Below are 26,807 nucleotides of genomic sequence, written 5' to 3'. Positions count from 1 at the left end.
GGCCCATCAGCCGGCGTGTCCGGTTCGTCCGGCGCCGCGGTCCGCCGGGTCGAAGGACCGCCCCCTGCGCCGGAGGAGCAGGCCGCCGGCCACCAGCAGCGCGCCGAGGGCGAGGAAGCCGCTGTCCCACCAGAGCTGGTGCGGCCCGCCGTGGACGTGGTGGATCCCCAGGACGTGATGGTCCAGCACGCCCTCGACGAGGTTGAACAGGCCCCAGCCGGCCAGGATCCAGCCCCACAGCACCCGTGAGGCCCACACCCGCCGCCGGCCCGTGGTCACCCGGGCGTACAGCACGGCGAGCCCGGTCAGGACGGCGAGCCAGCACACGGTGTGGAAGACGCCGTCCCACACGGTGTTCATCCGCAGCCCGGAGACGCTGTGCGGGTCGTAGTACTTCACACCGATGTGGTCGTGGTCGGTGCTGGTGAGCATGTGGTGCCATTGCAGGAGCTGGTGCAGCAGGATGCCGTCCGCGAATCCGCCGAGCCCCACGCCCAGCAGGATCCCGGGCAGCTGAAGACTGGCGGGCGCGGTCTCGGCCCTGGTGTCGCGCACGATGGTCGCCATCGCTCCTCGTCTCGGTCGGTTCCTCGGTCGGTTCCCGGGTCGGTCGGTTCCGGCGGCGGCTGCCCTACCGAGAGCTACCAGTTCCCCGGGTTCCACCGCTGCGGCACGCTCGGCCATCTGTGCGGGGTGCTCATACGCGCGTTCTAGCGGTCGAAAGGTTGATAAGCCATAACTTGCACGGTTTGCGATGAGTTTCACCGGATGCGGGCGAGTGCCCGTGACCGTATCCGGAAGGACAGGGAACCGATGAAACGGTTACCCGAAACAGTGTGACCGCCGTCGCCGCCGCCTCCGGTGCCCTGGCCGTCGCGGGACCGGTGCACGCCGACTCCGCCGCGGACGCCGCCGCGGCCGGCTCGCCCGGACTGATCTCCGGCAACGGCATCCAGTTGCCGGTGCACGTCCCGGTGACCGTGTGCGGGAACACCGTGAACGTGGCCGGACTGCTCAACCCCGCCATGGGCAACCGCTGCGCCAACGCGGGCGAGCACGCCGGCGGGAAGGAAGGCTCGGCGACACAGGGGGCCACGGCCCACACCCGAGGGGCGGCGCTTCTCCGGCCCGGAGCGAGCGGGCCCCTTCCCCGACCGGCCACGGCCCGAGGTCACTGCGGGCCGTGCCGGGTTCCCGCCTCGTCCAGCCACCGGGAGACACGGGAGCGTTCGATCCGGCTGAACGCCGCCTGCCTCTGCCCGGTGAACAACGTGCCCGGTGCCGCGATCCTCGCCCGTGCGGGCGGGTCACCACCCGGTGAACAGCAGATGGTTCAGCAGCAGGGCCAGGGCCGTCTGGGCGGCGAGCCAGGCGCGGGGGCGGGGCAGGAGTGCGCAGGCCGGGAGCAGCCACATCGCGAAGGGCAGCCAGATGCGTTCCGTCTCCGCCTTGCTCATCCCGGACAGATCGGCGGCGAGCACGGCGAGCAGGGCGGCCGCCACGAGGAGCGCGAGTCGGGCCTCGGTGGCGGGGGCTGTGTGGTGGCGGTCGAGCCGGGCCTCGGTGGCGGGGGCTGTGTGGTGGCGGTCGAGTCGGGCCTCGGTGGCGGGGGCCGTGCGGTGGCGGGTGAGTACCGTGCCGGTCCGCCGCAGCCCCGCCGCCGTGGCCAGACCGGTGATCAGTACCGTGCAGGCGAGGTTGGCCCACACCCAGTAGCCGTAGGGGCGGGTGCCGCCGACGCCTTGGTAGTAGCGGGTGACCAGCAGCCGGTACCCCTCCCACCAGTCGAAACCGGCGAGCGTGAACGCCGCCGGGACCACCGCCGTCCCGGCAAGGAAAAGGACCAGCAGCACCGGTCGCGCGCGGACCCGGCGCCGGCCCGCCACCAGCACCGCCGCCCCGATGAGCGCGAAGAGAGTGAGGCCGTAGGAGAGGAAGCAGGTCAGCCCGTACAGCAGCCCGCTGCCCGCCGCCCAGGCCGGGGACCGTCCGGTCACCGCGAGGGCCAGCAGGGCCATGGACCAGGCGGCGACCGCCGTGAAGTACCCGTCGGCCGAGGCGCCCACCCACACGGCGGCCGGGGCCGTCACCAGGAACGGCGCCGCCCGCCGGGCCAGGCGCTCGCCGGCCAGCGCCCGCACCGCCACCAGCACCGCCACGCAGGCGCTCGCCCCGACGGTGATGCACCAGGCGCCGGCCCAGCCGCCACCGCGCAGTCCGGCCCGGTCCAGGAGGACGAAGGTGAGCGTGGCCGCCGGGGGATGCCCGGCGATGTGGGCGGGCCAGGGACCCGGGGAGCCGCTCACGATGTGGTGCGTGAAGTCGTGCAGGGCGGCCGGAATGTCGTGGAAGCGGCCGATGACCGTGAGGTACTCGTTGCGGGTGGTGAGCCGGCCGGCCACACCCCGCTGCCAGCCGTCGACCAGCGCGAGCGACCACGTCCAGGCCAGGGCGGTGGCCCAGGCCGCGAGCAGCAGCCCCTGCCACGGCAGCCGGGCGGCGACCGCCGGACCGTAGGCCACCACCGCGCCGGCCACCAGGACCGCGGCCACCGTGCCCGGGCCCGCATGCGGGCCCCAGTCGGCGAACAGCGGCGGCCAGTGGACGAACAGGGTGTGGTGGGTGTCCTGGACGTGCCGGCCGACGAGCACGGCGACGAGGACGAGCAGGGCGGCGGCGGCAGCGGCACAGAGGTCGGCGCGCAGGCCGGCGTACCGGTCACGGAGGGGAGCCTGGGTCACACCGGCACGCTAGGGCGGCAGCCGGGGGAAGGAACGGACCGGCGGCACGACGTCAGCGTTTCGTCATGGGTTGCGCACCGCTGCCCAGGCTGTTCCGGCCTACCGTCGGAACATGCGAGACCACGACGCACGGCTTCCCTCCTCGCCCGGTTTCTGGCGCAGCCCGCTGCGCGGCCCCACCTTCACCTCGGTGCTCGGTCTCGTGCTGCTCGTGGGCATCACGGTGCTGTTCGTGACGGGCCTGGTGTCGTACGCCGCCTACAACCCGGACCTGGCACGGGTGAACGACCAGACCCCGGACAAGGGCGTCCTGGGCTTCTATCTCTTCGCCTGGCCGACGAACCCGTACTGGCTGTACCGGCTCACCCAGGGCCTGCACGTCACCCTCGGCATCACCCTGATCCCGGTCCTGCTGGCCAAGCTGTGGTCGGTGGTGCCGAGGCTGTTCGCGCTCCCCCCGGCCCGCTCGTTCGCGCACGCCCTGGAGCGGCTCTCCCTGCTGCTGCTCGTCGGCGGCGGGCTGTTCGAGTTCACGACCGGTGTCCTCAACGTCCAGCTCGACTACGTCTTCCCCGGCTCCTTCTACCCGCTGCACTTCTACGGCGCCTGGGTGTTCTTCGCCGCGTTCGTGGCGCATGCCGTGCTGAAGGTGCCGACCGCCGTCCGGGCCGTCCGGCAACGACGGCAGGAACAGGGTGACCTGGTGACACCCCGGCCCGACGCGCCGACCGTCTCCCGGCGCGGCGCGTTGTGGTTCGTCGGGGGCGCCTCGCTGCTGTTCCTCGCCACGACCGTGGGGCAGAGCATCGGGGGCGCGTGGCGCCGCACGGCCCTCCTCGCCCCGCACGGCGGAGCCGATCCCGGCAGCGGGCCGAACGGCTTCCAGATCAACAAGACGGCCGCGTACGCCGGCATCGACACGGCGGAGACCGGCGAGGAGGCATGGCGGCTCGTCGTCACCGGACGCACCGGGACGGTCCGCCTGACCCGCGCCGCGCTGCTCCGACTGCCGCTGCACAGCTCGGCGTTGCCCATCGCCTGCGTCGAGGGCTGGTCGACGGAGGACCAGTGGTGGCGCGGGGTGCGGCTGCGCGACCTCGCGGCGCTGGTCGGCTACGACGGCGACCCGCCGGACGTGTTCGTGGAGTCGCTCCAGCGGCACGGCGCCTTCCGCCGCGCCGCCCTGCGCGCGAACCAGGTGGCCGACCCGCGCTCCCTGCTCGCCCTGTACGTCAACGGCGAGGAACTGTCCCCCGACCACGGCTACCCGGCGCGGATCATCGTGCCCGCCGCGCCCGGTGTGCTCAACACCAAGTGGGTGGCCCGGCTGACCTTCGGAGATCTGTGATGCGCCCGCGCCTGCCACTCGGCAACCCCTTCCAGATCCTCCTGCTGGCCTGCTCGTTCGCGCTCGCCGCCTACGCCGGGGTACGGCTGTTCGCGGGCGACTGGCGTGGCGTGGCGCTGTGGCTGGTGGGGGCGGCCCTGCTGCACGACCTCGTGCTGCTGCCGCTGTACGCGCTCGCGGACCGGGCGGTCGTACGCGGCCTCGGCGCCGCCGGTCGCCGGAAGTGGACCCTGTACGTCCGTGTCCCGGCCGCCCTCTCCGGGCTGCTGCTGCTCGTGTGGTTCCCGCTGATCGGCGGGATGGTGGACCGTCGCTACCGGTCCGCCACCGGCCTGTCGGCGGACGGCTTCCTCGACCGCTGGCTGCTGATCACCGCGGTCCTGTTCGGCGGCTCGGCACTGCTGCTGGCGATGGGGGTCCCCCCGCGCGAGCGAATCCGAGCGCGGGGGAGGCTGCGCAGGGCGACGAAGCGGCGGCCGCCGCCCGTCCACTGACCGACGGTCCGCCAGCCCGCCCGGCCCGCGTACCGCAGCAGGGCCGGGGTGCCGAGCCGGGCCCACGGGAACGCGCCGCCGCTGCCGGTCCGCACGCCGGTGTGGTCGACGACCTGCACCTCGGTCAGTTCGTCGACATCCACCGCGGCCGTCTCGGCGATCAGCAGACCGCCGGGGGAGAGGAGCCGGGCCACCCGGTCCAGCAGGGCGCGCGGGTCGCCGCCGATGCCGATGTTGCCGTCCATGAGCAGGACGGTGCCCCAGCCTCCCTCGCCGGGCAGCGGCTCGAACACCGAGCGCCGCAGCGCCCGGCCTTCCCCCGGCTCTCGGCTTCGCTCGGGCAGCGGGGATCCCAAGCGCCGCACGGTGTGGTCGACGGCGGCCTCGCTGACGTCGATACCGAGGACGGTACGGCCCCGGGCGGCGAGTTCCGCCACCAGCCGGCCCGGCCCGCAGCCGACATCGAGCACGGCACCCTCGCAGCGGTCCAGCACCGCCTGATCGACCGGGTCCGCCCGTGCGCACCACCGCTCGACCTCCAGGGGCAGCAGCCATCCGTCGGCACGACGCAGGAACAGCGGGCCGCGCCCGGTGCGCAGGGCGGCCGCATAGGGATCGGCCACGGCCCAGGCGACGGCCCGCGGTGTGCTCATCGCCCGCTCCGGGTGCGCGCGGTGCACCCGGCCAGCCGGGCGGCGAACCGGCCGTGCGGAGCCAGGGCGGCGACCGCCGCCGCGTCGGCGGCGGTGTCCACGTCCCGCAGCCGGGGCAGATCGCGCACCCGCAGTCCGGCGGCCACCAGCCGCCGCCGCTGCACCGCGCCGGTCTCGGCCGTGGACATGGGCACGCCCCGCAGCAGGGCAGGGTCGGGCGCGGCCAGCCCCAGGGCCCAGAAGCCGCCGTCCTCCGCCGGACCGAAGTACGCATCGCACCCGGCGAAGTCCACGGTGAGCAGTTCCGGGGTCACCTGCGGGGTGTCCATGCCGATGAGCAGGGCGGGTCCCGCGCACCGCGCGAACGCGTCGGCCAGCCGCATGTCCAGACCGCCCGCGCACTGCGGTACGACGTCGAAGCCGGGCGGCAGCCATGGGCCGGGGCAGCCGTCGAGCACCAGGACGCGCCGGGTGGCGGGCGCGGCCGCCACGGCGTGCAGGGTGTCGGCGAGCGCCGCCTCCGCGAGCGCCGCCGCCTGGGCGGGGGTGAAGGGCGGGGTGAGCCGCGTCTTGACCCGCCCCGGCACCGGTTCCTTGGCGATGACGAGCAGCGTGGTCACCGTACGGCCCTCCCGCCGGCCGGAGGCTCGGCCAGGACGCGGCTCATGTCCCGCACCGCATGCCAGGTGCCCCACCAGGTGCCCGTCACCTTGGAGGCGCCGGTGCGCGGCAGGTACGGCACGTCGTGCTCCGCGATCCGCCAGCCCGCGTCGGCCGCGCGCACCACCATCTGGAGCGGATAGCCGTTGCGCCGGTCGCTGAGACCGAGCGCGAGCAGCGGCTCCCGGCGGGCGGCGCGCAGGGGACCGAGGTCGTGCAGGCGCAGCCCGGTACGGCGGCGCAGCAGCCGCGCGAGCGCGAAGTTGCCGGCCCGGGCGTGCGCGGGCCAGGCACTCCGGCCCCGCGCCCGCCGCCGTCCCAGGACCAAGTCGGCCTCGTCGTCGAGGACTTCACGTACGAAAGGGACGAGGAGAGCGGGGTCGAGGGAGGCGTCGCAGTCGCAGAAGCAGACGACGTCGGCGGTGGCGGCGGTCAGCCCGGCGTGGCAGGCGGCGCCGAAACCGCGCCGCGGCTCGTGGACGACGGTCGCGCCGAGGGCGCGGGCGATGTCCGCCGAGCCGTCGGTGGATCCGTTGTCGACCACGAGGGCGCGCCAGCCCGCCGGGATCCGGGCGAGTACCCAGGGAAGGGCCTCGGCCTCGTCGAGGCAGGGCAGCACCACATCCACGCCCGCCGGTGATGATGGTGTCGAGGGGGTCACGCCGTTCACCCTACGAACCGGGAGCGGACATATCGGACTCCCGCTCCTTACGAAACGCGGACGTCGGGGCCCGGACGCGGTCCCGGGAGCGACAGCCGTGACGGCCCGGTGCGAGGCTGGTGGCATGCAGCAGCCGCACGTGCCCACGAGGGCGAGCGCCGTGGACGGAATCGCGGGGCCGCAGCCGCGCGACGCGACCGCGCCCGACACCGCCGAACCCACTTCCCCGCCCGCCTCCGGCCCGCCCGCCTCCGGCCGGTCCGCCTCCGGCCGGTCCGCCTCCGGCCGGTCCGCCTCCGGCACGTCCGTCTCCGCCGAGTCCGTCTCCGGCCGGCCCGTCTCCGTCGAGTCCGCCCGCGGCCCGTCCGCCTCCGGCCCGTCCGCCCCCGCCGAGTCCGCCTCCGCCCAGTCTGCTTGCGGGCCGTCCGCCCCCGGCGCCGCCCGTGTCCTGGTCGTGGACGACGACGCGACCGTCGCGGAGGTCGTCGCCGGATACCTCGGCCGGGCCGGGTACGTCGTGGACCGTGCCGACGACGGCCCCAGCGCCCTCGGCCGCGCCGCCGCACACTGGCCGGACCTGGTGGTGCTCGACCTGATGCTGCCCGGCATGGACGGCCTGGAGGTCTGCCGGCGGCTGCGCGCCCGGGCCCCGGTGCCCGTCGTCATGCTCACCGCCCGCGGCGACGAGGACGACCGCATCCTGGGCCTGGAGGTCGGTGCCGACGACTATGTGACCAAGCCGTTCAGCCCCCGCGAACTGGTCCTGCGGGTCCAGTCGGTGCTCCGCCGCGCCCGCCCGGACACCGGCACCCGCCCGCTGACCGCGGCCGGTCTCACGGTCGACCCCGGCGCCCGCCGCGCCACCAAGAACGGCACCGAACTCGCCCTCACCCTCCGCGAGTTCGACCTGCTCGCCTTCCTCCTGCGGCACCCGGGGCGGGCGTACAGCCGAGAGGACCTGATGCGCGAGGTGTGGGGCTGGGACTTCGGGGACCTCTCCACCGTGACGGTCCACGTCCGCCGGCTGCGCGGCAAGGTCGAGGACGACCCGGCCCGGCCGCGCCTGATCCAGACGGTGTGGGGCGTCGGCTACCGCTTCGACCCGAGCGGCCGGGAAGAGGTGGGCTGACGTGCGCGACACCCTGCTCATCGCGATGTACGCCTTCGCCGGGGCCGCGGCCACGGGCCTCGCGGGGGCCGTCGCGCTGCGGCTGCTGCGGCGCCGCTCTCTCACCGCATCCCTCGCCGTGGTCGCGGCGGTCGGCGTGGCCGGCGTGCTCGCGGGCACCCTCGCGGTCGCATGGGCGATGTTCCTGTCCCCGCACGACCTGACCGTGGTGACGACGGTCGTCGCGATGGCGGCCGTGGTATCCCTGGCGACCGCGCTGACACTGGGCCGCTGGGTCGTCGCCCGCAGCCACGAACTGGCCATGGCGGCACGCTCGTTCGGCGAGGCCGGTGACTTCGCCGCGCCGGCGGCCCCCGCCATCGCCGAACTCGCCGAAGTGAGCCGCGAGTTGGCGGTCACCAGCGCGAGACTCGCCGAATCCCGCGAGCGGGAACGGCTGCTGGAGACCTCGCGCCGGGAACTCGTCGCCTGGATCTCCCACGACCTGCGCACCCCGCTCGCCGGGCTGCGCGCCATGTCGGAGGCCCTGGAGGACGGCGTCGCCGGCGACCCCGACCGCTATCTGAAGCAGATCCGCACCGAGGTGGAGCGCCTCAACGACATGGTCGGCGACCTCTTCGAACTCTCCCGCATCCACGCCGGTACCCTCCCCCTGACCCCGTCCCGGATCTCCCTCTACGACCTCGTCGGCGACGCCCTCGCGGGTGCCGACCCGCTTGCCCGCGCCCACGGCGTACGGCTGGTCGGGGACGGTGTGGAGCCGGTCCCGGTCGAGGTCGACGCCAAGGAGATGAGCCGCGTCCTGGGCAACCTGCTGGTCAACGCCATCCGCCGGACCCCCGCCGACGGCACCGTCGCCGTCGCCGCCGAACGGTCGGCCGATCGCGTGGTCCTGTCGGTGACGGACGGCTGCGGCGGCATCCCGGAGGAGGATCTGCCCCGCGTCTTCGACACCGGCTGGCGCGGCACCGACGCCCGCACCCCGCCGGCCGGGGCGGGCCTCGGCCTCGCCATCGTGCGCGGGATCGTCGAGGCCCACCGGGGCCGGGCCACCGTCCGCAACATCCCCGGCGGCTGCCGCTTCGAGGTCACGCTGCCCGCGGCCCCGTAGCCCGGGTCACTCGCAGGCCGCGAACTCGCGCATGCCCTCCACGAATCCGACCTCCGGCCGCCACCCCAGCTCGGCCCGTAGCCGCGAGGAGTCGGCCGTGATGTGCCGTACGTCCCCCAGCCGGTACTCCCCGGTGACGACGGGCGCGGGCCCGCCGTGGGCGTCGGCCAGCGCGCGGGCCATCTCCCCGACGGTGTGCGGCTCGCCGCTTCCGGTGTTGTACGCGACGAGCGCCCCCGGCGCGGACCCCGCCTCCAGCGCCACGGCGTTGGCCGCGGCCACGTCCCGTACGTGCACGAAGTCCCGGCGCTGCCGCCCGTCCTCGAACACCCGGGGCGCCTCGCCCCGGGCGAGCGCGGACCGGAAGAAGGAGGCGACGCCGGCGTAAGGGGTGTCGCGGGGCATCCGGGGCCCGTACACGTTGTGGTAGCGCAGCGAGACGGCGGACCCGCCGGTCGCGCGCGCCCACGCGGCGGCCAGGTGTTCCTGGGCCAGCTTGGTCGTGGCGTACACGTTGCGCGGGTCTGCCGGCGCGTCCTCGGCGACCAGCCCGGGAGCGAGGTCGGCACCGCACACCGGACACGTCGGCTCGAACCGCCCCGCGTCCAGGTCGGCCACGGCCCGCGGCCCCGGCCGTACGATGCCGTCGCGCGGGCACTCGTAGCGCCCCTCCCCGTAGACGACCATGGACCCGGCCAGTACGAGGTGCCGTACGCCGGCCTCGGCCATGGCGGCGAGCAGCACGGCCGTGCCGAGGTCGTTGCGGGAGACGTACTCCGCCGCGTCCCCGAACCCCGTCCCGAGCCCGACCATCGCGGCCTGATGGCACACGGCGTCCATGCCGGCCACGGCCCGGCCGGCCGCCGCGGGATCGCGCACGTCGGCGCCCGGATCCGTGCGCACGTCGAAGACGACGGCCTCGTGGCCGCGCGCCGTCAGCGCCGCCACGACATGAGAGCCGATGAACCCGGCACCGCCGGTGACCAGTACACGCATACGGCCACGCTAGGCCCGCCGCGACGCCGGGCCACGCGAGCGCGCCCGTACGTCACGACTCCGTAAGAGGTCATCCGTCCCTTCGGCCGGTGCTGACGGGGAGCAGGGAGAGCAGGGCAGCAGGGGAGCAGGGGGAGGCCGGGCGGGCCGGGCTGCCGGCCCGCCCCGGGTTCACCAGGTGACCGGCAGACGCACCGGGAAGCGGCGGATGGTCCCGGTGTCCCACTCGATGTCGTCGGGGGCGACGGCCAGGCGCAGGTGGGGGAATCGGGTCAGCAGGCCGGTGACCGCGCTCTCCAGCTCCGCCCGGGCGAGAGGTGCGGCAAGGCAGTGGTGCCCGCCCCAGCCGAACGTCATGTGCGGGCGCACCGGCCGTTCGAGGTCGAGCCTGTGCGGATCCGGGAAGACGGCCGGGTCGCGGTTGGCCGCCAGGTAGGACACGTGCACATAGTCGCCGGCGCTGATCGCGGTTCCCTCGATCTCCGCGTCCTCCAGCGCGATCCGGGGGATGCCCACGCCCTTGCGGAAGGGGATGAACCGCAGCAGCTCTTCCAGCGCGCCGGGGAACCGGCCGGGGTCGCGCGCGAGCGCGGCACACTCCTCGGGGCGGCTCAGCAGCACATAGGCGATGTTGCTGATCTGGCAGGTCGCGGTGTCGTTGCCGCTGAGGATGAGCGTCACGGCCAGAACCGCCAGCTCGTCGTCGCTCAGGGGCTCCTCGCCCGACGGCACCGGGGCGGCCGCCATCGCGCTGAGCAGGTCCTCGCCCGGGTTGCTCCGCCGGGCCGGGACCAGTCCGGCGAAGTACGTCCGTAGTTGGGCCTTGGCGTCGGCCGCGTCCTGCCGGGCGTCCGGCGAGGTGGCCAGCAGCCGCATGGTGCACGCACGCAGGTCCTCGCGGTCGGCCTCGGGCACGGCGAGCAGCTCGCAGATCGTCAGGTGGGGCAGGGGAACCGACAGATGGGTCACCAGATCCGCGGGCGGCCCCGCCTCGGCCATCGCCGAGAGCAGCCCGGCCACCACCCGGTCCACCGCCGGCCGCATGCCCGCCACCCGCTCCCGGGTGAACGCCTGGGCCGCCACGTGCCGCAACCGTGTGACGTGCGGCGGGTCCGTCACGTTGATGGATTCCGGCGACACGATGGGCTCCGGCGTCATCCTCGGATAGTCGCGCCCGACGATCGCCGCCCGGCTGAACCTCGGATCGCACGTCACCTGACGCACGCCGGCGAAGCTGGTCACCAGCCACGCCTCGGCCTCACCGTAGGGCAGCCTGATCCGGCTGACCGGGCCGCGCTGGGCCAAGGAGGCCAGGGAGGGGTCGAATTCCAGCGCGTCGGCGAAGTCGAAGGGGCAGTCGAGCACTGCCGTGTCGTGGAACGACATACAGCCTCCTTATATGCGCCGCAGGGCGCGTCACTTCCGAGGGCGTCGGTCTCCCGATGCCGGCCGTGCACGGACCTGGGACAACGTTGTCCGGACGGCCCCCACCGCGTCGAAGACACTACCGATCGGACCCGGTCGTCCCCGGCACCCGGGCGCGGGCGTCACCTCACACTGAGGGAGGTCACCATGTCTCAATATGAGGTAGTTCGACGTACCTCGCAGAACAAGAGCTTCAGGCAACGAACTGGCAGATCGGCGATCCGGTACCGGCCGGCGGCCGGGAAACAGGCGGAGGAGCCGGAACTCGCGGACCGCGACGAGGACGAGGCCATCGGGCGTTCGGCGCTTCGAGGAGTACGACGAGCGCGTTTCAGAACCGGTGCGGTACGACGAGCGCGCTTCAGAACCAGTGCAGGCAGTGCGGGGAGCGTTCGGCGCGGAAGAGGGCGTCGGCGAGGGTGGCCGCGCCCGGGCGGTGGGCCCGGATGTGTCCGGCACGCACGAGCGTGCTCGGGGCGGTGCCGCCGAGGTAGACCGAGCCCAGGTCGCTCACGTCCAGGGACAGGTCGGGCTCCCGGCCGGTCGGGACGCAGTCGGCCTTGCCGTCCCGGACGGTCAGCAGGTAGCGCCCGTGCTCGCCGAGGAACGGGTCGTCGACGTCGAGCACCAGCTCGCCGTCCATGAACCAGCCGCGCGCGGTCAGCGCACGCGGGACGTCCAGCAGCCGTACCCAGAGCCAGTCGGTGTCGTCGCTCACCTGGCCGGCCCGGAAGTCGGCGAGCTGCCAGCGCAGTGGGTGGTCGGGCGGGAGGTGCTTGAACACGACCTGAGTGACCAGGTCGTGTCCGAGTACGAACGTGACCAGGGCCGTGGAGACGGCGTCGTCGGTGGCGATGATCTCGTCGACCGTCAGGGTGCCGGGCTCGCCGAGCGAGTAGCTGGCGTACCCGTCCGGGACGCCGTCGGCGTCCCGGTGGACGGCGACGTACCGGGGCGCCGGAGAGACCGGGGGGTGCCCCGCGCCCAAGGCCCACCAATGGTGTGGCCGGGACAGCGCGCCGGGCTGCGCGCGGCGGTACCGGTCGTAAACCTCTTCCAGGATCTCGCCGCACTCGGCACGCCGCAGCAGCTCCACCGAGCCGGTGTCCGAGCCGGTCGCCGGGGCGTCGGCCGTTCCGCGCGCTCGGGGGAGGGCGAAGGCGGCCTTGTGGCGCTGCACCGTCAGCCGCTGCGTGTAGGTCGCCGGTCCGTAACCGAACCGGCGGTAGATCAGGGCCTCGGAGGCCAGCAGTACGGAGAGGAACTCCCCTCGCGCCCGCAACTCGGTGAGCTGATGCCGCATCATCGCGCTGAGCACGCCCTGGCGTCGGTGCGAGGGCAGGACGCCGACGCCGGTCACCCCGGCGGCCGGAACGAGGACCTCACCGGGCAGGGTCAGCTCGAAGGAATACGCACCGGCGGTGCCGACAGGCCGCCCGTCCGCCGTCACGGCGAGCAGTCCGCGGTCCATTTCGTAGGCCGACCACCAGACCCCGCCGCCCTCGGCCGGGGTTTCCGGGAAGCGCCCGAACGCGGCATGGAGTGTGTCGACGAAGACGTCGAGATCCTGGTCGGTCGTGGAACGGATCTCCATCACTGCCGCTGCCTCCCCCTGGATACCGACACCACGACTCATGGTGTCCCGCCACAGTGCAGCGTCGCCCCGTGGCCAGGTCAAGCGAATTACGGCTGCTCACAGCACAGCCCGCCTCGGGGGGAGGAGAGAGAGTTGCGGTGGCCGGGCTCGGCGGCGGCGATCCCCGCCGCCGCCCGCGGATGTCACCCTCCAGCCGCCGGGCGTGGAGGCTCGGACGCCGATGCGGCAAGCTCGGCCAGGTGGTGCAGCGAGTCGGTGAGATGCTCCGGACCGAACGGCGGGAACTGGATGTACTCCCTGATGAACTGCGGCACCGCCGACCAGTCGTAGGTGAGCGTGACCTCGGTCTCCGACGGACCGAGCGGCGAAAGGTCGTAACGCCAGAACCAGCCGCCGAACTCCAGGTGACCGTCGTCCTTCTGCTGCCCCGTCAGCCAGCCGATGGCGCGCGGCGGGTCGAGCACGTGGACTTTGTTGGCGACCTGGTAGTCACCGTTGGGATGGTTGGCGTGGTACATGTCCATCCGGAAGATCTGCCCCACCTCGGTCAGCGGCGCCCGGTCGACAGGTTCCTGAACCCAGCCGGTGCCGTCGATCGCAGCATGGGTCGTCGGGTCCGCCAGCACCGCGAAGACCCTCGCGACGGGCGCGGCGACAGCCAGGGTGGCGCTCACGTTCTCCTGGTCCACGGTTTCCCGGTCCACGGTCTCCTGGTCCACGGTGTGCACACTCCTTGTCATCTCGTCTCGGACCTCCCGCAGGCGCGGAAGGGGGGGGGGGCTCTTCCCCCCCATGCAGCGGAAGGGAGGATGTTCCTCACATGCAGACGACGCGGCGAGGCGAAACTCATCGGTCTTGCTCCGCGACATCTACATGGGTGAGCGGGCAGACCGTGGCGTTGGAGCGGGTTGCGCCCCCACGAGTCCGGCCTGCACACCACCGGGACTCGTGTCACCCGCCTGCGGCGGGTCAGCGGCGCCGGGCGATCGTCACTCCGTCGCGCAGCGGGAGCATCACCGAGTCCACCCGCTCGTCGGCCCTGATCAGGTCGTTCAGGCGCCGCATGGCCACGTGGTGCTCCTGCTGGTACGCGGGATCGAGGACGCGACCGCCGAGGAAGACGTTGTCCAGCACCACCAGCCCGCCCGGGCGCAGTCGGCGCACGATCTCCTCGTAGTACGCCGGGTAGTTGGTCTTGTCGGCGTCGATGAAAGCGATGTCGACTACCGGCTCCGCGTCGAGCGCGCGCAGCGTCTCCAGCGCGGGGGCGATGCGCAGGTCGATCCGGTCGGCGACGCCGGCCCGCTCCCAGTACGGCCGGCCGATCGAGGCCCACTCCTCGCTCACGTCGCAGGCGAGCAGCCGGCCGCCGTCTGCCAGGCCGCGGGCGATACAGAGGGTCGAGTAGCCGGTGAAGACGCCGACCTCGACCGCGAAGCGGGCGCCGGTCAGCCGGGTCAGCATCGTGAGCAGCGTGCCCTCGTCGGCGGAGACCTGCATGTGTGCAGCGCCGGCGGCGGCCTCACGGGTGGCGACGGCCAGCTCGCCGAGGATGCCGTCGGCCGGAGTGTGATGACCGAGCAGGTAGTCGGCGACGACCGGGGCCGTGGGTTCCAGCTCGCCGCCGTCGATCGCGGTGGTCCACTCGACCGCGAGTTCCTCCTGGGTGGCGAAGCGCACCAGATGACGGGTGATGACGTCCTGGACCCGGGTCAGCGACTCGGCGTCGACCGCGGTGGCGGTCAGCTCCAGCCGGTCCGCCGTGGGCGTCAGGGTGCAGGTCCCGGAAGCGACCGTGATCGTGCCGCGGCCGTCGGGCGTGAGGGTGGCGGCAGCTTTGTGGCCCATGTGCGAGACGAGTTGCTTGACGTAGCGGGCGGGGCGGACGGTGGCGACACGGGCGGTGGCGAGGGGCATCGTGCTCCTTGGGGTGTCTCAGGGCTAAGCGACGAGAATTCTCGCCACTTTCCTGAGGGGGATTCTGGGGCTGCCACGACGGAGTTGTCAAAAGTGTTTAGGTTCATGGACACTTTCGTTCATGGCAGAAGAGCAGTCCCCCGCCCACGGGAGCGATGCCGACCAGGAGGAGCACCGCCGTGACGAGCAGGGCCACCTGGTGCTGCGCTCGCCCGAGCAGTTCAAGGCCCTCGGGCATCCGGTGCGTCACCGTATGGTCAACGTCTTGCGCCAGCGTCCCGCAACGCTGCGTCAGCTCGCCGACGTGCTGGGGATGAGCAAGGGCACCATCGGTTACCACGTGCGCGTGCTGCGCGAGGCCGGACTGGTCCGGCTGGCCGAGACCCGCCAGGTGCGCGGTGGCACCGAGCAGTACTTCGCGCTGGTCAGCACCGGCTTCAAGGTGCACGAGGACGCGGCGGTCGGGCCGGAGTTCCTGATCAACGCCGCGCTCGGCGAAATGCTGCCGACGGAGCCCGGCCGGCCCTCGCACACCGTGCTGCGCCACCTGTGGCTCACCGACGACGAGGCGCACGCGCTGGAAGCCCGGCTGCGCGCGATGGCCGAGGAGCCGCATCCGGCCACCGACAGCGCACACAGCACGCCGTACGGGCTGCTGGTCAGCCTCTTCCGCGCCGACGTACCCAGCCTGCCGCCGGACGAGGGGGACTGACGGCCGGGCTCGTACCTTGGGGGGTGGCTACCGGCGGTGCCTCTGCGGTCGCCGTGGCGGTACTCACTCGGCGCCGTGCTCAGCGACGCACATCGTTGCTGGAGTCGTGCTGTTGCAGGAACTTCACGGATTTGCGGGCGAGGACGGCAGTGAAGTACTCGCGTGCGTCGGGGCGCAGCCGTGCCAGGGCGACCATGCCGGTGATGACGGCGTCGGCAACCTCGGCCTGGACGTCTGCCCACGAGTGGCTGTGCCCTTTTCGGGGATTGGTGCCCCGGGCGCCGATGACGGCCTGCGCGGCCTCGCCCACCTCCTCGGCGAGCTTGAGTACTTGCAACGTCCATTGCTCCTCTGGCTGGAGCCCGCTTTCGGTGTCGAGGCGGCTGAACGTGTCGGCCAGGCGTTGGACCGTGTCCCAGTCGTCGGCGGCAGTGGCATGCGGGCGGTGCTCGCGGGATTGTCGGGGCACTTCGGTCCTTCGCATGAGTGCCGGATCGCTGGTGAATCCGAGTCCCTCGTACAGGGACCTGGATTCGTCACTGGCGTGCAGTTCGAAGAGGGTGATGCCTTCCTGCCTCAGGTCGTCGAGGAGCGCCGTGAGGGCGGCCGTGGCGTGGCCGCGGCGTCGATGTCCGGGTTGGGTGGCCACGGCCTGGATGCGCGCGGCAAGTCCCTGCGGGTACCGAGGCGCGGGCAGTACGCGGCTGACCAGGGCCAGAGCGCAGGTGGCGAGTCCTGTGCCGGGTGCGTCGACGACGTAGGCCCGGGCATCGCCACCGGGCTGGAGACGTTCTGCCAGCTGGTCTCGGCACAGGGCCAGCCAGGCCGAGTCGAGCGGTTGGGAGAGGATCAGCTCCGATCGCAGGCGGGTGATGCCTTCGGCGTCGTCGGGCGTTGCGCGGCGGGGAGTGGTCACGGGATCGGTCCTTGTTGTTTCGGCGATGGGTGAGGCGGTAGGGGGAGCCGTTCGTGCGGTTGTCCCTGCGCTCCCGCCCGTTCAGGGCTGGGATCACGCGGGGGCGGGCGGGCGCGGCCGGGGTCATGCGGGATCTGCGACGGTGGGGGAGCCGGGGTGGGGGATGGTGCCCGCGGGGGCGTACTGGGCGGCCTGTGCGTCGAACATCGAGGCGTAGCGCCCTTGGGTGGCCATGAGTTCGTCGTGGCTGCCGTGTTCGACGAGCCGTCCGTGGTGCAGGACGTAGATGCGGTCGGCGTAGCGGACGCCGGACATGCGGTGGGTGACCAGGACGACGGCCCGGTTCGGGGCGGCGAGTCGGCGGATGCGGTCGAAGGCGGCGATCTCGGCTTCCGGATCGAGGGCGGAGGTGGGCTCGTCCACGATGAGCACGCCGTCGTCGTCCGAGGTGGAACTGCGCCAGTGGGTACGAGCGAGCCCGACCTTCTGCCACTCGCCGCCGGACAGTTCGCTGGCGCCGCGGAACATCCGAGCCAACAGGCTGTGCAAGCCGTCGGGAAGTTTCGCGATGACCGGTCCGGCACCCGCGTAGTCGACGGACGGCTGAAGGTCCTCGGGATCCGCTTCCCGGGCGGGCCGGCCGATCCGGATGTTCAACGCCGCGGTCACGGGCCAGCGTTGAAAGTCCTGGGTGAGCAGTGCGACGCGGTCGAAGATCTCCGAGCGGTCCAGGGAAGCGACGTCGGCATCACCCCACAGCACGGTCCCGCTCTGCGGCAGCAACAGACCCGACAACACCTTCATCAGCGTGCTCTTGCCGGAGCCGTTCTCGCCGACCACGGCGGTGACCGAGCCCATGGGCAGCGTGAGTGAGACCCCGTCCAGGGCGGGAGTTTCCCGGTCCGGGTAGCGGTAGCCGACCCGGTCGAGGACGACCTGCCCGACCTGTGCCGGAACGGGATCGCCCCCGCTGGGAATGGTGCGTCGTGCCGCCTCCTCCAGGAACCGGGCGTGGTCGCGGACGTAGAGGGACTCCTCGTGCAGCTGGTTCACGTTCATCACCAGTGCGCCCAGGCTCGCCGAGCCGGACCGGACGGCGATGACGGCGGTCCCGGCCACGGCCAGGCTCATGTGCCCGCTCATGATGAGCACGTACATGGCCGCGTACGTCGCCGCCATGGCGAGGCCGGACAGCGCGGCGGCCACCCACTCGGTGACGGCCTTGCCGGAGGCCAGCCGCTCCTGCTCGGCCTCGGCGCTCTCGGCCATCCGCTCGTAGCGGCTGAGCAGGAACGGCCCGACGGCGTGGATGCGCACTTCCTGGGCGGCGGTGCGCTCCGTGAGCAGGTTGCCGATGAGGCGGCTGGCCCGCACGTGCTCGATCCAGCTCATCACCGACACGTACCGTTCCTGCGCCACCCGCATCGCACCCCAGCCGCGCGGCGCCGCGATCAGGAGCAGCATCGGCAAGAGGACCGGGTGCAGGATGGTGAGCACGCCGGCCGTGGAGATCAGGGAGATGATCCCGTTCAGCGCGGCCACGCAGGCGCCGATCATGCGGCGGGCGGATCCGGGGCCGTACTGGGCGATGTCGATCAGCCGCCGGAACTCCGGGTCCTCGATGGCCTCCAGCTCCACTGACGCGGCGGCGGCCAGATACTGGGTCGTGGCGATCCGCTCGACCAGCGGCTCCAGCCGGCCCGCCCGCGAGGTGGACCAGCCGGCCAGGCCCGAGTTCACCACGGCCACGCCGGCGGCGGCGAGCAAGCCCGGCAGCACCGAGTGCAGCCGCTGCCCGGGGGTACCCGAGCCGAGCAGCGCGTGCATGACGGCGTTGACCGCGAGCAACCCGACCGCCGCGGCGGCACCCTGCCCGATCTCGCTGATCGCGACGGTGAGCAGAGCGCGGCGGTCCGCGTGCCACGCCATCCGCAAGGTCGCCCCGACCAGCCTCGGCATGGAGCGCAGAGCCGACACCATCGTCAAGTCGAGTCGGGCACGCTCGTGTTCCGACCAGCCGAAGTCGTAACGCAACGGACCGCCGAAAAGCTCCTGCTCGGCGTCGGAGACCTCCGGCTCGGCCATCCGCACGCGTCCGAAGAACCTCTTCACAGGCCGCCTCCCGGCCCGGACCGGCTCAGCGCCCGAAGAGCCGGCGTGGGCAGCCGCCGCGCCATCGCGGTCGATCTCATCTGTTCGTCTGCGTCGGCCGTAGTCAACGTCGTCCCCCTTGACGGTTGTGCGGCTGGTTCGTACGGCTCAACGAACCAGCCGGAATTTCGAACACATGTGTTTCGGTCGTGTCGGTAACCCCATGATTGAGCGCCCGCCGGAGCTTGCGGGTTGCACCGACCCGTGCGGCGCAAGGGCCGGCGCGGGAACGGCGGTGGCCGAAACGCCGAGCGTGCTGCCGTCCCGTGGACGATGTGGTGCCGCAGTTGCCCGCCGGGACGGCGGCGCGGTTCGGGGCGCTGGCGGAGAAGGGCAGCGGCAGCACCTCCAACAGCGCCGTAGCCACGCAGTGGACCTGCGACGGGGCCGGCCCGGCGCACCCCTGGATCGGCTGTACGCCGTGACCCGGCGGCGCGCCGTCATCGGGTTCAGGGCGCGATGACGGCGCACTGCTCACCCGCCAGGTCGGCCCGGGCCACCCCGAGATCGTGTGGCCCGCGTCCTCAGCAGGTCGCGGCGGCCGGGGACTGCGCCCGGGCCGCCGCGTGGTGCTTCGCTCAGGCGGCGGATCGTTCCACGGGAATCCACAGCACGGCGTCCGCCTGTGCCTCGTCCTGCGACAGGCTCACCTGCAGGATCTCGGGTCCCGGCCTGCTCTGGTACGGGTTCGACGGGAACCACTGCGTGAACACATCCCGCCACAGGTGCTGGAGCGCCTGCGGGAACGGGCCGGAGTTCTCGAAGACGGCCCACGCCCCGGCCGGGACGGCAAGGGCGTCCATGTCCTCAGGTGCCTCGGCGTACGTCACCACGCCGTGGTAGTAGTCGAGTTCGGTCCCCTCCGCCCGGCTCGGATCGAGCTGATCGCTCACCGCGACGATCCCCGCCGGCTCCTGGTCGGACAACGCCGTGATACGCCCCAGCATCTCGGGGCCGATGCCCCGGACGAACTCGGCGATCGCCGGGTTGGCCCCTTCATGGACGAGCGGGACACGGGCCTTCTTGCCGACCACACGGAACTCGTCCTTGTCCACGATCCTGTATCGCATACTGCTGCTCCCTTCGATGATGAGTCGGAAGGACATCCGGGGCTGGGAGTGCAGAACCGCACCGGTCCGCCGGGCCTCGCCCGGACCCACACCGTGGACAGCCCGGAACGCACGGGCAAAGGCTTCTCCCGAGCCGTAGCCGTAGCGCATCGCGACATCCAGCAGCGTGCGTTCACCGGCGAGCACTTCGGCGCCCGCCACGGTCAGCCGTCTGCGGCGCACGTACTCCGACAGCGGGACGCCCGCCAGCGCAGAGAACAGCCGACGGAAGTGATACTCCGACATCACTGCGATGCGCGCGAGCTCGGCCACATCGATCTGCCGATCGAGATGTGACTCGATGTGCTCCATGGCCTGGTTGAGCCGCTCCAGCATCCCGGTCCCCTTCCCTTTCGATCACTCACGTTAGGGAGGCACCACCCTGCCGGACCCGACATCCTGTGCCCGACCTGGTCGGGTCCCTCCGGGCGCGGGTGGCTTCTTCGGCCATGGTGTGGCCGCAGGTCGGCGGCGATGACGGAGCCGGTGCAGGGGCCGCGGCCCCTGTCGCGGGCGATGCCGTTGTGGTCCGAGGCCTGGGCGTGAGGGCGTCAGACCCTGAGCGGTCAGCGTCGGTGACGGGCGCCGCTGGTCCTTGCCGGGACCTTTCCTGCGAGGCGGTTTGCCGCTGGTCCTTGCCGGGACCTTTCCTGTGAGGCGGTTGGGTGCGCGGGCCTCCTCCCGGACACGCGAAGGCCCGGCCGCTGCGGGCCGGGCCTGGGTCTTGTGCGGGTCATGCCTTGTAGAAGTCGATGCCCTTCAGCGCCTGGTCGATCTGCTTGCCCTGCGACTCGGTGGTCGTGACGTCCGTGCAGGTGAAGCGCTGCGACGCCGGCCAGCCGGGGAGTGAACTTCGCCGATGAGCGAGTCGTTTGCGCAGGTCAGCGTGTCCTTCCTCGTGGTTTCAGCGGTACTCCCGGAGTTCTGGTGCGGGCAGCGGGGCCCCGTCGTAGCCCTGCACCTCACCGAACCGGACCCCCTTCGTCCAGTCCTCCCGGGCCTGCTCGATCTCGGCCTGGGAGCGGGCGGCGAAGTTCCTCCACATATCTCACTCCGCCGCTGTTTCCGCAGGTCAACGACCTGCGCGACTGCTCCTGGGGTAAAAGGTCAGCATCAGTCGCGAGGAGTCGGTCGGCCGTGGCGCGGGATACGTTGGTTCGTGGGATGGGCTCGTTCTCCAAGGAGCGCGAACACCCGCGGTCTCGGTGGTCGAAGTGCTCCCACCCCTACAAGTTCCGATACCGGTCGGCGGCCAGCAAGCAGATGGAGGAGTCGGGGTTCGCGGACCGCGACAAGGCCATTGGACGTTTGACGGAGATCTACAACGAGAAGAAGGCGGCACCGCGGTCTCAGTCGAAGGCGGAGCGCATCCAGAGTTACGGGTCGATGAGGTTCGAGGAGTACGTCGAGGAGTGGAAGGCCGGGCAACGGCACCTGGCTGTCGCGTCGGTGCGACACCTCGACTCCGTCCTGGAGCACCATCTCTATCCGGCGCTCGCCAGCCGACGGACGAACTCCTTCGACCACAAGGTGGTTGACGGCTTCATCCGCCTCATGGAACGCCGTTAGGCCCTGCTCCGAACCGGTGAGAGGCGAGTCCCGCGTGGGCGGCATTCTTGCAGGTTCAGGAGATGGACACGTTCAGGTATTCTGCCCTTTCTCGCACGCTCATGAACTGCGGTGCCATAGCCCCTCAAGAGTCCTGTGGTCCGCTCTGCAACCGCCGCCGTGACCTTGTCAGTGGACCGCGCGTTGAGGATTCCAGGGTCTGGTCAATTGCCGGTTTGGCCAACCGGCGATGATGGGCAATGTTGCGCGCTGCTGAACTGTTGAAAAGGCTCGTGCAGGCACCGACCGCCCTTGCTGGCCCCTGCCATCGGCATCAGCCGCCAGGTCGGTCCGTGCCCCTGATCAGCCAGCCGACGCTGTGCCGCATCCGACCGAAGTGGCCTGCGGCCGCGGGCCGAAGGCTGGGAGGCGGATGTGGCTTGCGGGCGGGTTCTCGCCCGCCGGGCCACGCTTTAGGCTGCGACCGCTCCGAAATCTGGCGATCTTTTGGAAGGTGTGCAGGATGAACCGAGCTCTCATGACCGCATTGGCGGCAGCAGCGTTGGTCGTGTCCGGGGGCAGCACCACCGCCTCCGCTTCCGATGCCCCGCCGCGAACCACGCACGGTCCTTGCCAGTACACCCAGACCCCGGACGAGCCGGCGGCGCGGCCGGTTCCCCTGCCGCCCGACCCACGGCACACCCCCAGTCACGGCACGGTCGGTATGGCTGTCCGGACCAGCCAGGGCCCGCTCCCGCTGCGTCTGGACAGGGCGAAGGCGCCGTGCACGGTCCAGAGCTTCGTGCACCTGGCGCGGCACCGGTTCTACGACCGTACGGTGTGCCATCGGCTGACGGCGTATCCGACGCTGAAGGTCCTGCAGTGTGGCGACCCGACCGGCACTGGCGAGGGTGGGCCGGGGTACGAGTACAAGGACGAGCTGCCGGTGGACCTGCCGCCGGCACCGAGCGATCCGACCGGCGTCCGTCGCCTTTACGGGCGCGGTTTGCTGGCGATGGCCAACGCCGGGCCGAACACGAACGGTTCGCAGTTCTTCGTCGTCTACGGCGACTCCGCGCTGCGACCGGACTACACGGTGTTCGGCACTGTCGGTGCCGCCGGCCTGAAGACGCTCGACAAGATCGCTGCTGGCGGTATCGAGCCAACTTCGCAGGACCCGGCGCCTGTCGACGGCATGCCCGCGCTGCGGACCGAGTTGCTTGGCGTCCGGCCGTCCTGCCGGCCCTGACGAACTGTGGTGCGTCACCGTGGGTCCAGCTATGTGCCTGGTCTCACGGTGATGTGAAGTAGCCGTTGCTGAACGCCTCGTGCTGCAATTCGCTGTGACGCTGGGCGGGCCGTCGGGCGGGTGGCGCGTCAGGGGCCGTAGGGGCTCCAGTGCCCGAGGAAGGGCTTCAGGTCGTCGGCTCGCGGCTCGGGGACGTCGGGCAACTGGGGCGGAGTTTCGCCTGACGCGGTACGCCTCCGCGTACCGGACGCGAGCCCCCTCCATGGCAGCTTCCCAGCGGACGCGCTTCTGGCGTGCCGCTTCGATCTCGTCGAGACGTCTGCGTTCTGCGGCTTCACCGCGGAGGGCACCTCCTGGGCGATCTCGGCGAGCTGCTCTTCGAGGAAGCGTCCGAGAGTGTCGGCCCATTCGCCCGCCCGGTGCGGTTGGCCACCGCTAAGGACGAAGCGGAGACGCTCGGACGGGGTGTAGTCGAAGCGGGGGATCCTGACCCAGGAGTACTTCTTCGCCTCGGTGAGTTCCTTCTCGGTGGCGACGTGCTCCGTCCGGTCCTGCTCCTGGAGGACGAGGAACCCCACGGTCTGTCCCTGCGCCGTGATGGTGAAGTGGGGAGATGCCCTGCGCCGGCGATGAGACGGGGGTGCGAAGCCAGTCTGTCCTGCCGAACTGGAGTGTCCGTCGTTCTCGGCGGCGGCGATCAGTGCCTGGACGAGTCGGAGAGCACGCCCTTGGACGGGCTTGGTCAGGCCCAGCGGCCGAAGTTCGTTCTGCATGGCCCGGACCACGGGGTGCGGCCGCACGAGCCGCGAGGGCACGGGACGGGTTCGAGGACGGCAAGACGCCAGGCGGGGATGTCGACGAGCTTGACCTCGTACCCGCCACGGCACCAGCCCCCGTACAGCTCCTTCGTCTCCGGGATCCTTCCGGACCTGCGGGCAGCGGCGATACGGGACGGCCAGTTTGCGGAGTCGGCAGTCGGTCTGCGCGCCGCCCGACGAGGAGCCGCCGCTGTCGTACTGCGGTCCGAGAACGTCGCTCACATCGACAGCCAGGTCGAGGGTGTTCACTCCGGATGACTAGGAATCGGAAGTTCCCTGCGCCACGGGGACAGCGGGTGCACAGCGCATTCGCATGCAGCGGTCACGGCGAATAGGTGGTCGGCAGTTCCAGCTTGAGTTCGTAGCCGCCGTCGGGCGTGGTGCCGGATGTGATGGTTCCGCCGAGGAGTTCGGCGCGTTGGCGCAAGCCGACGAGGCCGTGGTGGGAGCCGGGTAGGGAGAGAGCGGGTCGGGTGGGGGCCGTGTTGGTGACGGCAGTGCGGACACTGCCGTTCACGTGGCGGATGTGGACGGTGGCTCTGGCTCCCGGGGCGTGTTTGCGGACGTTGGTCAGGGCTTCTTGGACGGTGCGGTAGACGGCGCGCTGGACGGTGGGGGGAAGGTCGTCGGGCAGGTCCGTCTTCAGTTCTGCGTCGATGCCGCTGTTGTCGACCAGTCGCTGCAGGTCGGCGAGCGAGGGCTGTGGGGTGAGTTCTGTCGGACGGCTGCCGGAGGCGCGGAGCACACTGACCATGTGCCGCAGTTCCTCCAGGGTCTGCACACTGAGGCGCCGGATCGCAGCCGCGGCTTCCTTGGTCTCAGCGTCCCGGTTGCCCACGTGGAGTGCTCCGGCCTGTACGGCGATGAGGCTGACCTGGTGGGAGACCACGTCGTGCATCTCCCGGGCAAGCTGTGCGCGCTCCTTCGCCAGGACGCTCTGGGCGGTCAGCAGCCGTTCGTGCTCGCGGGCCTCGGTGATTTCGGTGAGCCGGAGCGACAGCTCGCGGCGGGCCTGGACGAGTTGGCCCAGGAAGACGGGGGCAGCAGCCGTGGCGACGGCGTAGATGAGGCGGACAAGGTTGTCGGTGCCGGCGAGTTCGGTGCTCCTCAGGGTCGTCCATGGCCATGGCAGGAAGTCGCTGATCGCGTACGTCAGGGCGCAGCCGGCCAGCAGGACGCGGTGGCGGCTGAGCGAGGAGAGCGTATACAGCGCGGCCGTGGTGGCGAACACCGCGTCGGTGACCAGAGCGGCGGGGAGAGCGAGCAGGAAGGTCGTCAAGGGTAGGCGGCGGCGCAGAGCGAGGGCGAAGGCGGCGAGTAGCGCGCAGGCCATGGCCGCTCGCTGGTCGAAGTCGACGTTGGCCCACGTGTCCGCCAGCGCGACCAGCACGAGGACGGCGTCCACCAGCGGAGCCGGTGCCCCTCGGCGCTTCACCCGGCGTCCTCGTCCCGCGATGGACGCAGCAGGCCCGCGCGCTCAGCGAGCAAGGCCGCCTGGACGCGACTGCTGACTTCCAGTTTGCTGAGCACGGTGCTGACATGGCCTTTTACTGTGCCGGTGCTCAGGTGCATCCGTTCGCCGATGTCGTTGTTCGCCAGCCCTTCGGCCATGAGCACGAGGACGGCCCTCTCGCGCTCGGTCAGCCGGGCGGCGAGGCGGGCGGCGGGCTCGCGGCCGTCCTGGTCGAGGTAACCGTTCACCACCGTGCGGGTCACCTTGGACGACAGCACCGTCCCGCCCTCGGCCAGGGCTCTCACGAGATAGGGGAGCTGCTCGGGGTCGCTGTCCTTGAGTAGATAGCCGGCGGCGCCCGAGCGCAGCGCAGTCGTCACGTATTCGTCGGTGTCGAATGTGGTGAGCATGGCCACCACCGGGGGGTCCGGCATGCGGTGGAGGTCAGCCAGGACTGTGAGGCCGTCGACGTCCGGCATCCTGATGTCCAGCAGAACGATGTCAGGGCGTGACTTGCGAACCGCCCGCACGGCCTCGCTGCCGGGAACCGCCGCGACGACCTCGATGTCGTCTGACGCATTGAGGATGTGGGTGAAGCCCGTGCGGATCAGTGCTTCGTCGTCGACCACCAGTACCCGGATCACTTGCGCTCCGCTCGTCGCATGCCCGCCGTTGGATGCGTACCACCGAGGGAGCCGTCATGCGGCGGGTCTGAGGCGATTTCCGCCGATTGGCGGCGCGGCCCCAGCCAGTCGGCCGGAATGGGTGTGGCCGGTTGGCAGGGTGCTTCCGGAAAGGCGCCGGGTGATCCGTGGCGGGTGTTTGGCAAGACTTGAAGACATGATGCAGAGCGCAACGCTTGCTGCGCCGACAGAAGCGCCGCGTGAGCTTGAGGCGGATGCCTCCTCCGGCCCAGCCGGGACGTCCTCGACGGGACGGCTGATCGGTATCGACCTGGCCCGCGGCCTCGCAGTCTTCGGCATGTACTCCGCCCATGTCGGCCCCGACGCAGCAGTGGGCGGACCGGTGGGGTTCCTGGTGGAGACGGCGCGAGGTCGATCCTCCGCCCTCTTCGCGGTGCTCGCTGGCTTCTCGCTGGTCATCATCACCGGCCGTCCGTATCCCCGCACTGGGCAGGCCGGCCGTCAAGCGGTGGCCAGGATCGCGATCCGCGCCGCCTTCCTCGTGGCACTCGGCTACGCCCTGACCGCCCTGGGCACCAAGGTGGACGTGATCCTCAGCTTCTACGGGCTGCTCTTCCTGGTCGTCCTCCCGCTGCACCGGCTACGGGCGGGTCCGCTCGCCCTCATCGCCGCTGCGGTCGCCTTGATCCTGCCCCAGGCCCTGTACGTAGTACGGATGTCTATCGAGGAGGGAACCTGGGCGGACGCTGTCATGGGCTGGGACCCGCTGGCCCGGATCAGCGGCACAGAGGGCATCCTCGAACTTCTGTTCACCGGTGAGTATCCGGTTCTGACCTGGATGCCGTTCCTGGTCGCGGGCATGGCTGTGGCCCGGCTCGATCTCACTCGGTCGGTCATCAGGTCTCGGCTGGCTGTCGCCGGCGGTGCGCTCGCTCTGTTCGGCTACGGCGGCTCCTGGTTGGCCCTGCGTCTGGTCCCGCACGCTCTGTCCACCGTCGCGGCCGCGACGGACGGCGGTTCAGCGTCGTCGGCATGGTGGTCCGACACCGTCGGTGAACCCGAGAACGGCGCCCCGTTCGCCTGGCTGTTGGTGGCCGCACCGCACAGCCAGACGACATTTTCGATCCTCGGCAACACGGGCGTCGCATTGATGGTGGTGACCGGCTGCATGGCCGTCGCCGACCGGATGCCGCGGATCACGCGCCTGGCCACACCCGTCGCAGCGGTCGGCGTGATGGCCCTGACCGTCTACGTCCTGCACATCCTCGCCCTGTGGTTCTTCGCCGACGTCTGGTACGTACCGGCGATCGAGGGCGAAACCATGAGCGCGTTGCCGGTACTCCTCGGCTTCATCGCGGCTGCCATGCTCCTGGCGACCGTATGGACCCGGCTGTTCCGGCGCGGCCCGCTCGAGTACCTGCTGCACCTCGCCACTCGGCCCGCGCGGCACATCAAGTAGGACGGAGGCGACGCCA

The 26,807-nt window shown here is 71.6% G+C and carries 24 protein-coding genes and 2 pseudogenes; 9 read left to right on the top strand and 17 right to left on the bottom strand.

What is annotated here, in order from left to right; translation table 11 throughout:
* Positions 1 to 6 precede the first annotated feature (6 nt).
* A complete protein-coding gene (locus ACZ7DL_RS12735; protein ID WP_470773840.1) occupies positions 7 to 567 on the bottom strand; it encodes a DUF2243 domain-containing protein in 561 nt (186 codons plus the stop codon).
* A gap of 269 nt (positions 568 to 836) precedes the next feature.
* Between ACZ7DL_RS12735 and ACZ7DL_RS12730 the strand changes: the two are divergent.
* Positions 837 to 986, top strand: a pseudogene (locus ACZ7DL_RS12730) (chaplin family protein); the annotation flags it as partial.
* Positions 987 to 1,307: 321 nt separating this feature from the next.
* Here the strand turns inward: ACZ7DL_RS12730 and ACZ7DL_RS12725 are convergent.
* Positions 1,308 to 2,741: a hypothetical protein gene (locus tag ACZ7DL_RS12725; protein WP_470773839.1), complete on the bottom strand. Its 1,434-nt coding sequence runs from the start codon at positions 2,739 to 2,741 to the stop codon at positions 1,308 to 1,310.
* A gap of 112 nt (positions 2,742 to 2,853) precedes the next feature.
* Between ACZ7DL_RS12725 and ACZ7DL_RS12720 the strand changes: the two genes are divergently transcribed.
* Positions 2,854 to 4,089, top strand: coding sequence for a molybdopterin-dependent oxidoreductase (locus ACZ7DL_RS12720; protein ID WP_470773838.1), 1,236 nt, complete (start codon positions 2,854 to 2,856; stop codon positions 4,087 to 4,089).
* 313 nt (positions 4,090 to 4,402) lie between these two features.
* Here ACZ7DL_RS12720 and ACZ7DL_RS12715 read toward each other — a convergent pair whose 3' ends face one another.
* From ACZ7DL_RS12715 to ACZ7DL_RS12705, 3 genes are read right to left on the bottom strand one after another with little or no spacing between them, the layout of a single operon-like run.
* Positions 4,403 to 5,236: a class I SAM-dependent methyltransferase gene (locus ACZ7DL_RS12715; RefSeq protein WP_470773837.1), complete on the bottom strand. Its 834-nt coding sequence runs from the start codon at positions 5,234 to 5,236 to the stop codon at positions 4,403 to 4,405.
* A complete protein-coding gene (locus ACZ7DL_RS12710) occupies positions 5,233 to 5,856 on the bottom strand; it encodes a TIGR04282 family arsenosugar biosynthesis glycosyltransferase (RefSeq protein WP_470773836.1) in 624 nt (207 codons plus the stop codon). Before ACZ7DL_RS12710 ends, ACZ7DL_RS12715 begins: the two co-directional genes overlap by 4 nt.
* Positions 5,853 to 6,566 carry a glycosyltransferase family 2 protein gene (locus tag ACZ7DL_RS12705; RefSeq protein ID WP_470773835.1) on the bottom strand — a complete coding sequence of 238 codons (714 nt, stop codon included), beginning with the start codon at positions 6,564 to 6,566 and terminating at the stop codon, positions 5,853 to 5,855. Before ACZ7DL_RS12705 ends, ACZ7DL_RS12710 begins: the two co-directional genes overlap by 4 nt.
* Before the next feature lie 439 nt (positions 6,567 to 7,005).
* Here ACZ7DL_RS12705 and ACZ7DL_RS12700 point away from each other — a divergent pair, with 439 nt between their 5' ends.
* Together ACZ7DL_RS12700 and ACZ7DL_RS12695 are read left to right on the top strand one after the other, a co-directional pair.
* Positions 7,006 to 7,686, top strand: coding sequence for a response regulator transcription factor (locus ACZ7DL_RS12700; RefSeq protein WP_470774083.1), 681 nt, complete (start codon positions 7,006 to 7,008; stop codon positions 7,684 to 7,686).
* A gap of 1 nt (position 7,687) precedes the next feature.
* A complete protein-coding gene (locus tag ACZ7DL_RS12695; protein WP_470773833.1) occupies positions 7,688 to 8,797 on the top strand; it encodes a sensor histidine kinase in 1,110 nt (369 codons plus the stop codon).
* A gap of 6 nt (positions 8,798 to 8,803) precedes the next feature.
* Here ACZ7DL_RS12695 and ACZ7DL_RS12690 read toward each other — a convergent pair whose 3' ends face one another.
* The 5 genes from ACZ7DL_RS12690 to ACZ7DL_RS12670 form a co-directional block, all read right to left on the bottom strand.
* On the bottom strand, positions 8,804 to 9,793 hold the full coding sequence (locus tag ACZ7DL_RS12690; RefSeq protein WP_470773828.1) for an NAD-dependent epimerase/dehydratase family protein: 990 nt from the start codon (positions 9,791 to 9,793) through the stop codon (positions 8,804 to 8,806).
* Positions 9,794 to 9,964: 171 nt separating this feature from the next.
* Positions 9,965 to 11,179, bottom strand: a complete 1,215-nt coding sequence (locus ACZ7DL_RS12685; RefSeq protein ID WP_470773827.1) for a cytochrome P450 — start codon at positions 11,177 to 11,179, stop codon at positions 9,965 to 9,967.
* 400 nt (positions 11,180 to 11,579) lie between these two features.
* Positions 11,580 to 12,812: a GNAT family N-acetyltransferase gene (locus ACZ7DL_RS12680; RefSeq protein WP_470773826.1), complete on the bottom strand. Its 1,233-nt coding sequence runs from the start codon at positions 12,810 to 12,812 to the stop codon at positions 11,580 to 11,582.
* Positions 12,813 to 12,997: 185 nt separating this feature from the next.
* Positions 12,998 to 13,534 carry an SRPBCC family protein gene (locus ACZ7DL_RS12675; protein WP_470773824.1) on the bottom strand — a complete coding sequence of 179 codons (537 nt, stop codon included), beginning with the start codon at positions 13,532 to 13,534 and terminating at the stop codon, positions 12,998 to 13,000.
* Between the two features lie 250 nt (positions 13,535 to 13,784).
* Positions 13,785 to 14,732, bottom strand: a complete 948-nt coding sequence (locus ACZ7DL_RS12670) for a DUF2218 domain-containing protein (protein ID WP_470773822.1) — start codon at positions 14,730 to 14,732, stop codon at positions 13,785 to 13,787.
* Positions 14,733 to 14,853: 121 nt separating this feature from the next.
* On the opposite strand from ACZ7DL_RS12670, the gene ACZ7DL_RS12665 reads away from it, so the two are divergent.
* Positions 14,854 to 15,444, top strand: coding sequence for an ArsR/SmtB family transcription factor (locus ACZ7DL_RS12665; protein ID WP_470773820.1), 591 nt, complete (start codon positions 14,854 to 14,856; stop codon positions 15,442 to 15,444).
* 79 nt (positions 15,445 to 15,523) lie between these two features.
* Here the strand turns inward: ACZ7DL_RS12665 and ACZ7DL_RS12660 are convergent, their stop codons facing one another.
* Positions 15,524 to 16,360 carry a GNAT family N-acetyltransferase gene (locus tag ACZ7DL_RS12660; protein WP_470773818.1) on the bottom strand — a complete coding sequence of 279 codons (837 nt, stop codon included), beginning with the start codon at positions 16,358 to 16,360 and terminating at the stop codon, positions 15,524 to 15,526.
* A gap of 123 nt (positions 16,361 to 16,483) precedes the next feature.
* On the bottom strand, positions 16,484 to 18,472 hold the full coding sequence (locus ACZ7DL_RS12655) for an ABC transporter ATP-binding protein (protein ID WP_470773817.1): 1,989 nt from the start codon (positions 18,470 to 18,472) through the stop codon (positions 16,484 to 16,486).
* Positions 18,473 to 18,777: 305 nt separating this feature from the next.
* Here ACZ7DL_RS12655 and ACZ7DL_RS12650 point away from each other — a divergent pair, with 305 nt between their 5' ends.
* On the top strand, positions 18,778 to 18,936 hold the full coding sequence (locus ACZ7DL_RS12650; RefSeq protein WP_470773816.1) for a hypothetical protein: 159 nt from the start codon (positions 18,778 to 18,780) through the stop codon (positions 18,934 to 18,936).
* A gap of 153 nt (positions 18,937 to 19,089) precedes the next feature.
* Here the strand turns inward: ACZ7DL_RS12650 and ACZ7DL_RS12645 are convergent, their stop codons facing one another.
* A complete protein-coding gene (locus ACZ7DL_RS12645) occupies positions 19,090 to 19,956 on the bottom strand; it encodes an AraC family transcriptional regulator (protein ID WP_470773814.1) in 867 nt (288 codons plus the stop codon).
* Positions 19,957 to 20,501: 545 nt separating this feature from the next.
* Positions 20,502 to 20,644 (bottom strand): annotated as a pseudogene (locus ACZ7DL_RS12640) (pirin family protein); the annotation flags it as partial.
* A 140-nt stretch (positions 20,645 to 20,784) separates the two neighbouring features.
* Between ACZ7DL_RS12640 and ACZ7DL_RS12635 the strand changes: the two are divergent.
* Positions 20,785 to 21,189, top strand: a complete 405-nt coding sequence (locus tag ACZ7DL_RS12635) for a hypothetical protein (protein WP_470773812.1) — start codon at positions 20,785 to 20,787, stop codon at positions 21,187 to 21,189.
* Positions 21,190 to 21,892: 703 nt separating this feature from the next.
* Entirely contained in the window at positions 21,893 to 22,417 is a 525-nt protein-coding gene (locus ACZ7DL_RS12630; protein WP_470773810.1) for a peptidylprolyl isomerase, read from the top strand.
* 128 nt (positions 22,418 to 22,545) lie between these two features.
* Here the strand turns inward: ACZ7DL_RS12630 and ACZ7DL_RS12625 are convergent, their stop codons facing one another.
* From ACZ7DL_RS12625 to ACZ7DL_RS12615, 3 genes are all read right to left on the bottom strand, one after another.
* Positions 22,546 to 23,190: a hypothetical protein gene (locus tag ACZ7DL_RS12625; protein WP_470773808.1), complete on the bottom strand. Its 645-nt coding sequence runs from the start codon at positions 23,188 to 23,190 to the stop codon at positions 22,546 to 22,548.
* A 367-nt stretch (positions 23,191 to 23,557) separates the two neighbouring features.
* Complete coding sequence (locus tag ACZ7DL_RS12620) at positions 23,558 to 24,670, bottom strand: sensor histidine kinase (protein ID WP_470773806.1); 1,113 nt, start codon at positions 24,668 to 24,670, stop codon at positions 23,558 to 23,560.
* Entirely contained in the window at positions 24,667 to 25,332 is a 666-nt protein-coding gene (locus ACZ7DL_RS12615; protein ID WP_470773804.1) for a response regulator, read from the bottom strand. Before ACZ7DL_RS12615 ends, ACZ7DL_RS12620 begins: the two co-directional genes overlap by 4 nt.
* A gap of 199 nt (positions 25,333 to 25,531) precedes the next feature.
* Here ACZ7DL_RS12615 and ACZ7DL_RS12610 point away from each other — a divergent pair, with 199 nt between their 5' ends.
* Positions 25,532 to 26,791, top strand: a complete 1,260-nt coding sequence (locus tag ACZ7DL_RS12610) for a DUF418 domain-containing protein (RefSeq protein WP_470774082.1) — start codon at positions 25,532 to 25,534, stop codon at positions 26,789 to 26,791.
* The last annotated feature ends 16 nt before the right edge of the window (positions 26,792 to 26,807 follow it).

The organism is Streptomyces sp. NPDC036984, assembly GCF_055607665.1.
The sequence above is the reverse complement of the archived record's forward strand: the minus strand, read 5'-3'. Positions and strand labels throughout refer to the sequence as shown.

What these genes read in the sequence shown, in the direction of transcription:
- ACZ7DL_RS12685 (WP_470773827.1), bottom strand. Translation starts at nt 11,179, where the DNA reads ATGTCGTTCCACGACACGGCAGTGCTCGACTGCCCCTTCGACTTCGCC.
- ACZ7DL_RS12720 (WP_470773838.1), top strand. Translation starts at nt 2,854, where the DNA reads ATGCGAGACCACGACGCACGGCTTCCCTCCTCGCCCGGTTTCTGGCGC.
- ACZ7DL_RS12625 (WP_470773808.1), bottom strand. Translation starts at nt 23,190, where the DNA reads ATGCAGAACGAACTTCGGCCGCTGGGCCTGACCAAGCCCGTCCAAGGG.
- ACZ7DL_RS12645 (WP_470773814.1), bottom strand. Translation starts at nt 19,956, where the DNA reads ATGCTGGAGCGGCTCAACCAGGCCATGGAGCACATCGAGTCACATCTC.
- ACZ7DL_RS12630 (WP_470773810.1), top strand. Translation starts at nt 21,893, where the DNA reads ATGGCTGTCCGGACCAGCCAGGGCCCGCTCCCGCTGCGTCTGGACAGG.
- ACZ7DL_RS12665 (WP_470773820.1), top strand. Translation starts at nt 14,854, where the DNA reads ATGGCAGAAGAGCAGTCCCCCGCCCACGGGAGCGATGCCGACCAGGAG.
- ACZ7DL_RS12670 (WP_470773822.1), bottom strand. Translation starts at nt 14,732, where the DNA reads ATGCCCCTCGCCACCGCCCGTGTCGCCACCGTCCGCCCCGCCCGCTAC.
- ACZ7DL_RS12635 (WP_470773812.1), top strand. Translation starts at nt 20,785, where the DNA reads ATGGGCTCGTTCTCCAAGGAGCGCGAACACCCGCGGTCTCGGTGGTCG.
- ACZ7DL_RS12610 (WP_470774082.1), top strand. Translation starts at nt 25,532, where the DNA reads ATGCAGAGCGCAACGCTTGCTGCGCCGACAGAAGCGCCGCGTGAGCTT.
- ACZ7DL_RS12715 (WP_470773837.1), bottom strand. Translation starts at nt 5,236, where the DNA reads ATGAGCACACCGCGGGCCGTCGCCTGGGCCGTGGCCGATCCCTATGCG.
- ACZ7DL_RS12735 (WP_470773840.1), bottom strand. Translation starts at nt 567, where the DNA reads ATGGCGACCATCGTGCGCGACACCAGGGCCGAGACCGCGCCCGCCAGT.
- ACZ7DL_RS12690 (WP_470773828.1), bottom strand. Translation starts at nt 9,793, where the DNA reads ATGCGTGTACTGGTCACCGGCGGTGCCGGGTTCATCGGCTCTCATGTC.
- ACZ7DL_RS12680 (WP_470773826.1), bottom strand. Translation starts at nt 12,812, where the DNA reads ATGGAGATCCGTTCCACGACCGACCAGGATCTCGACGTCTTCGTCGAC.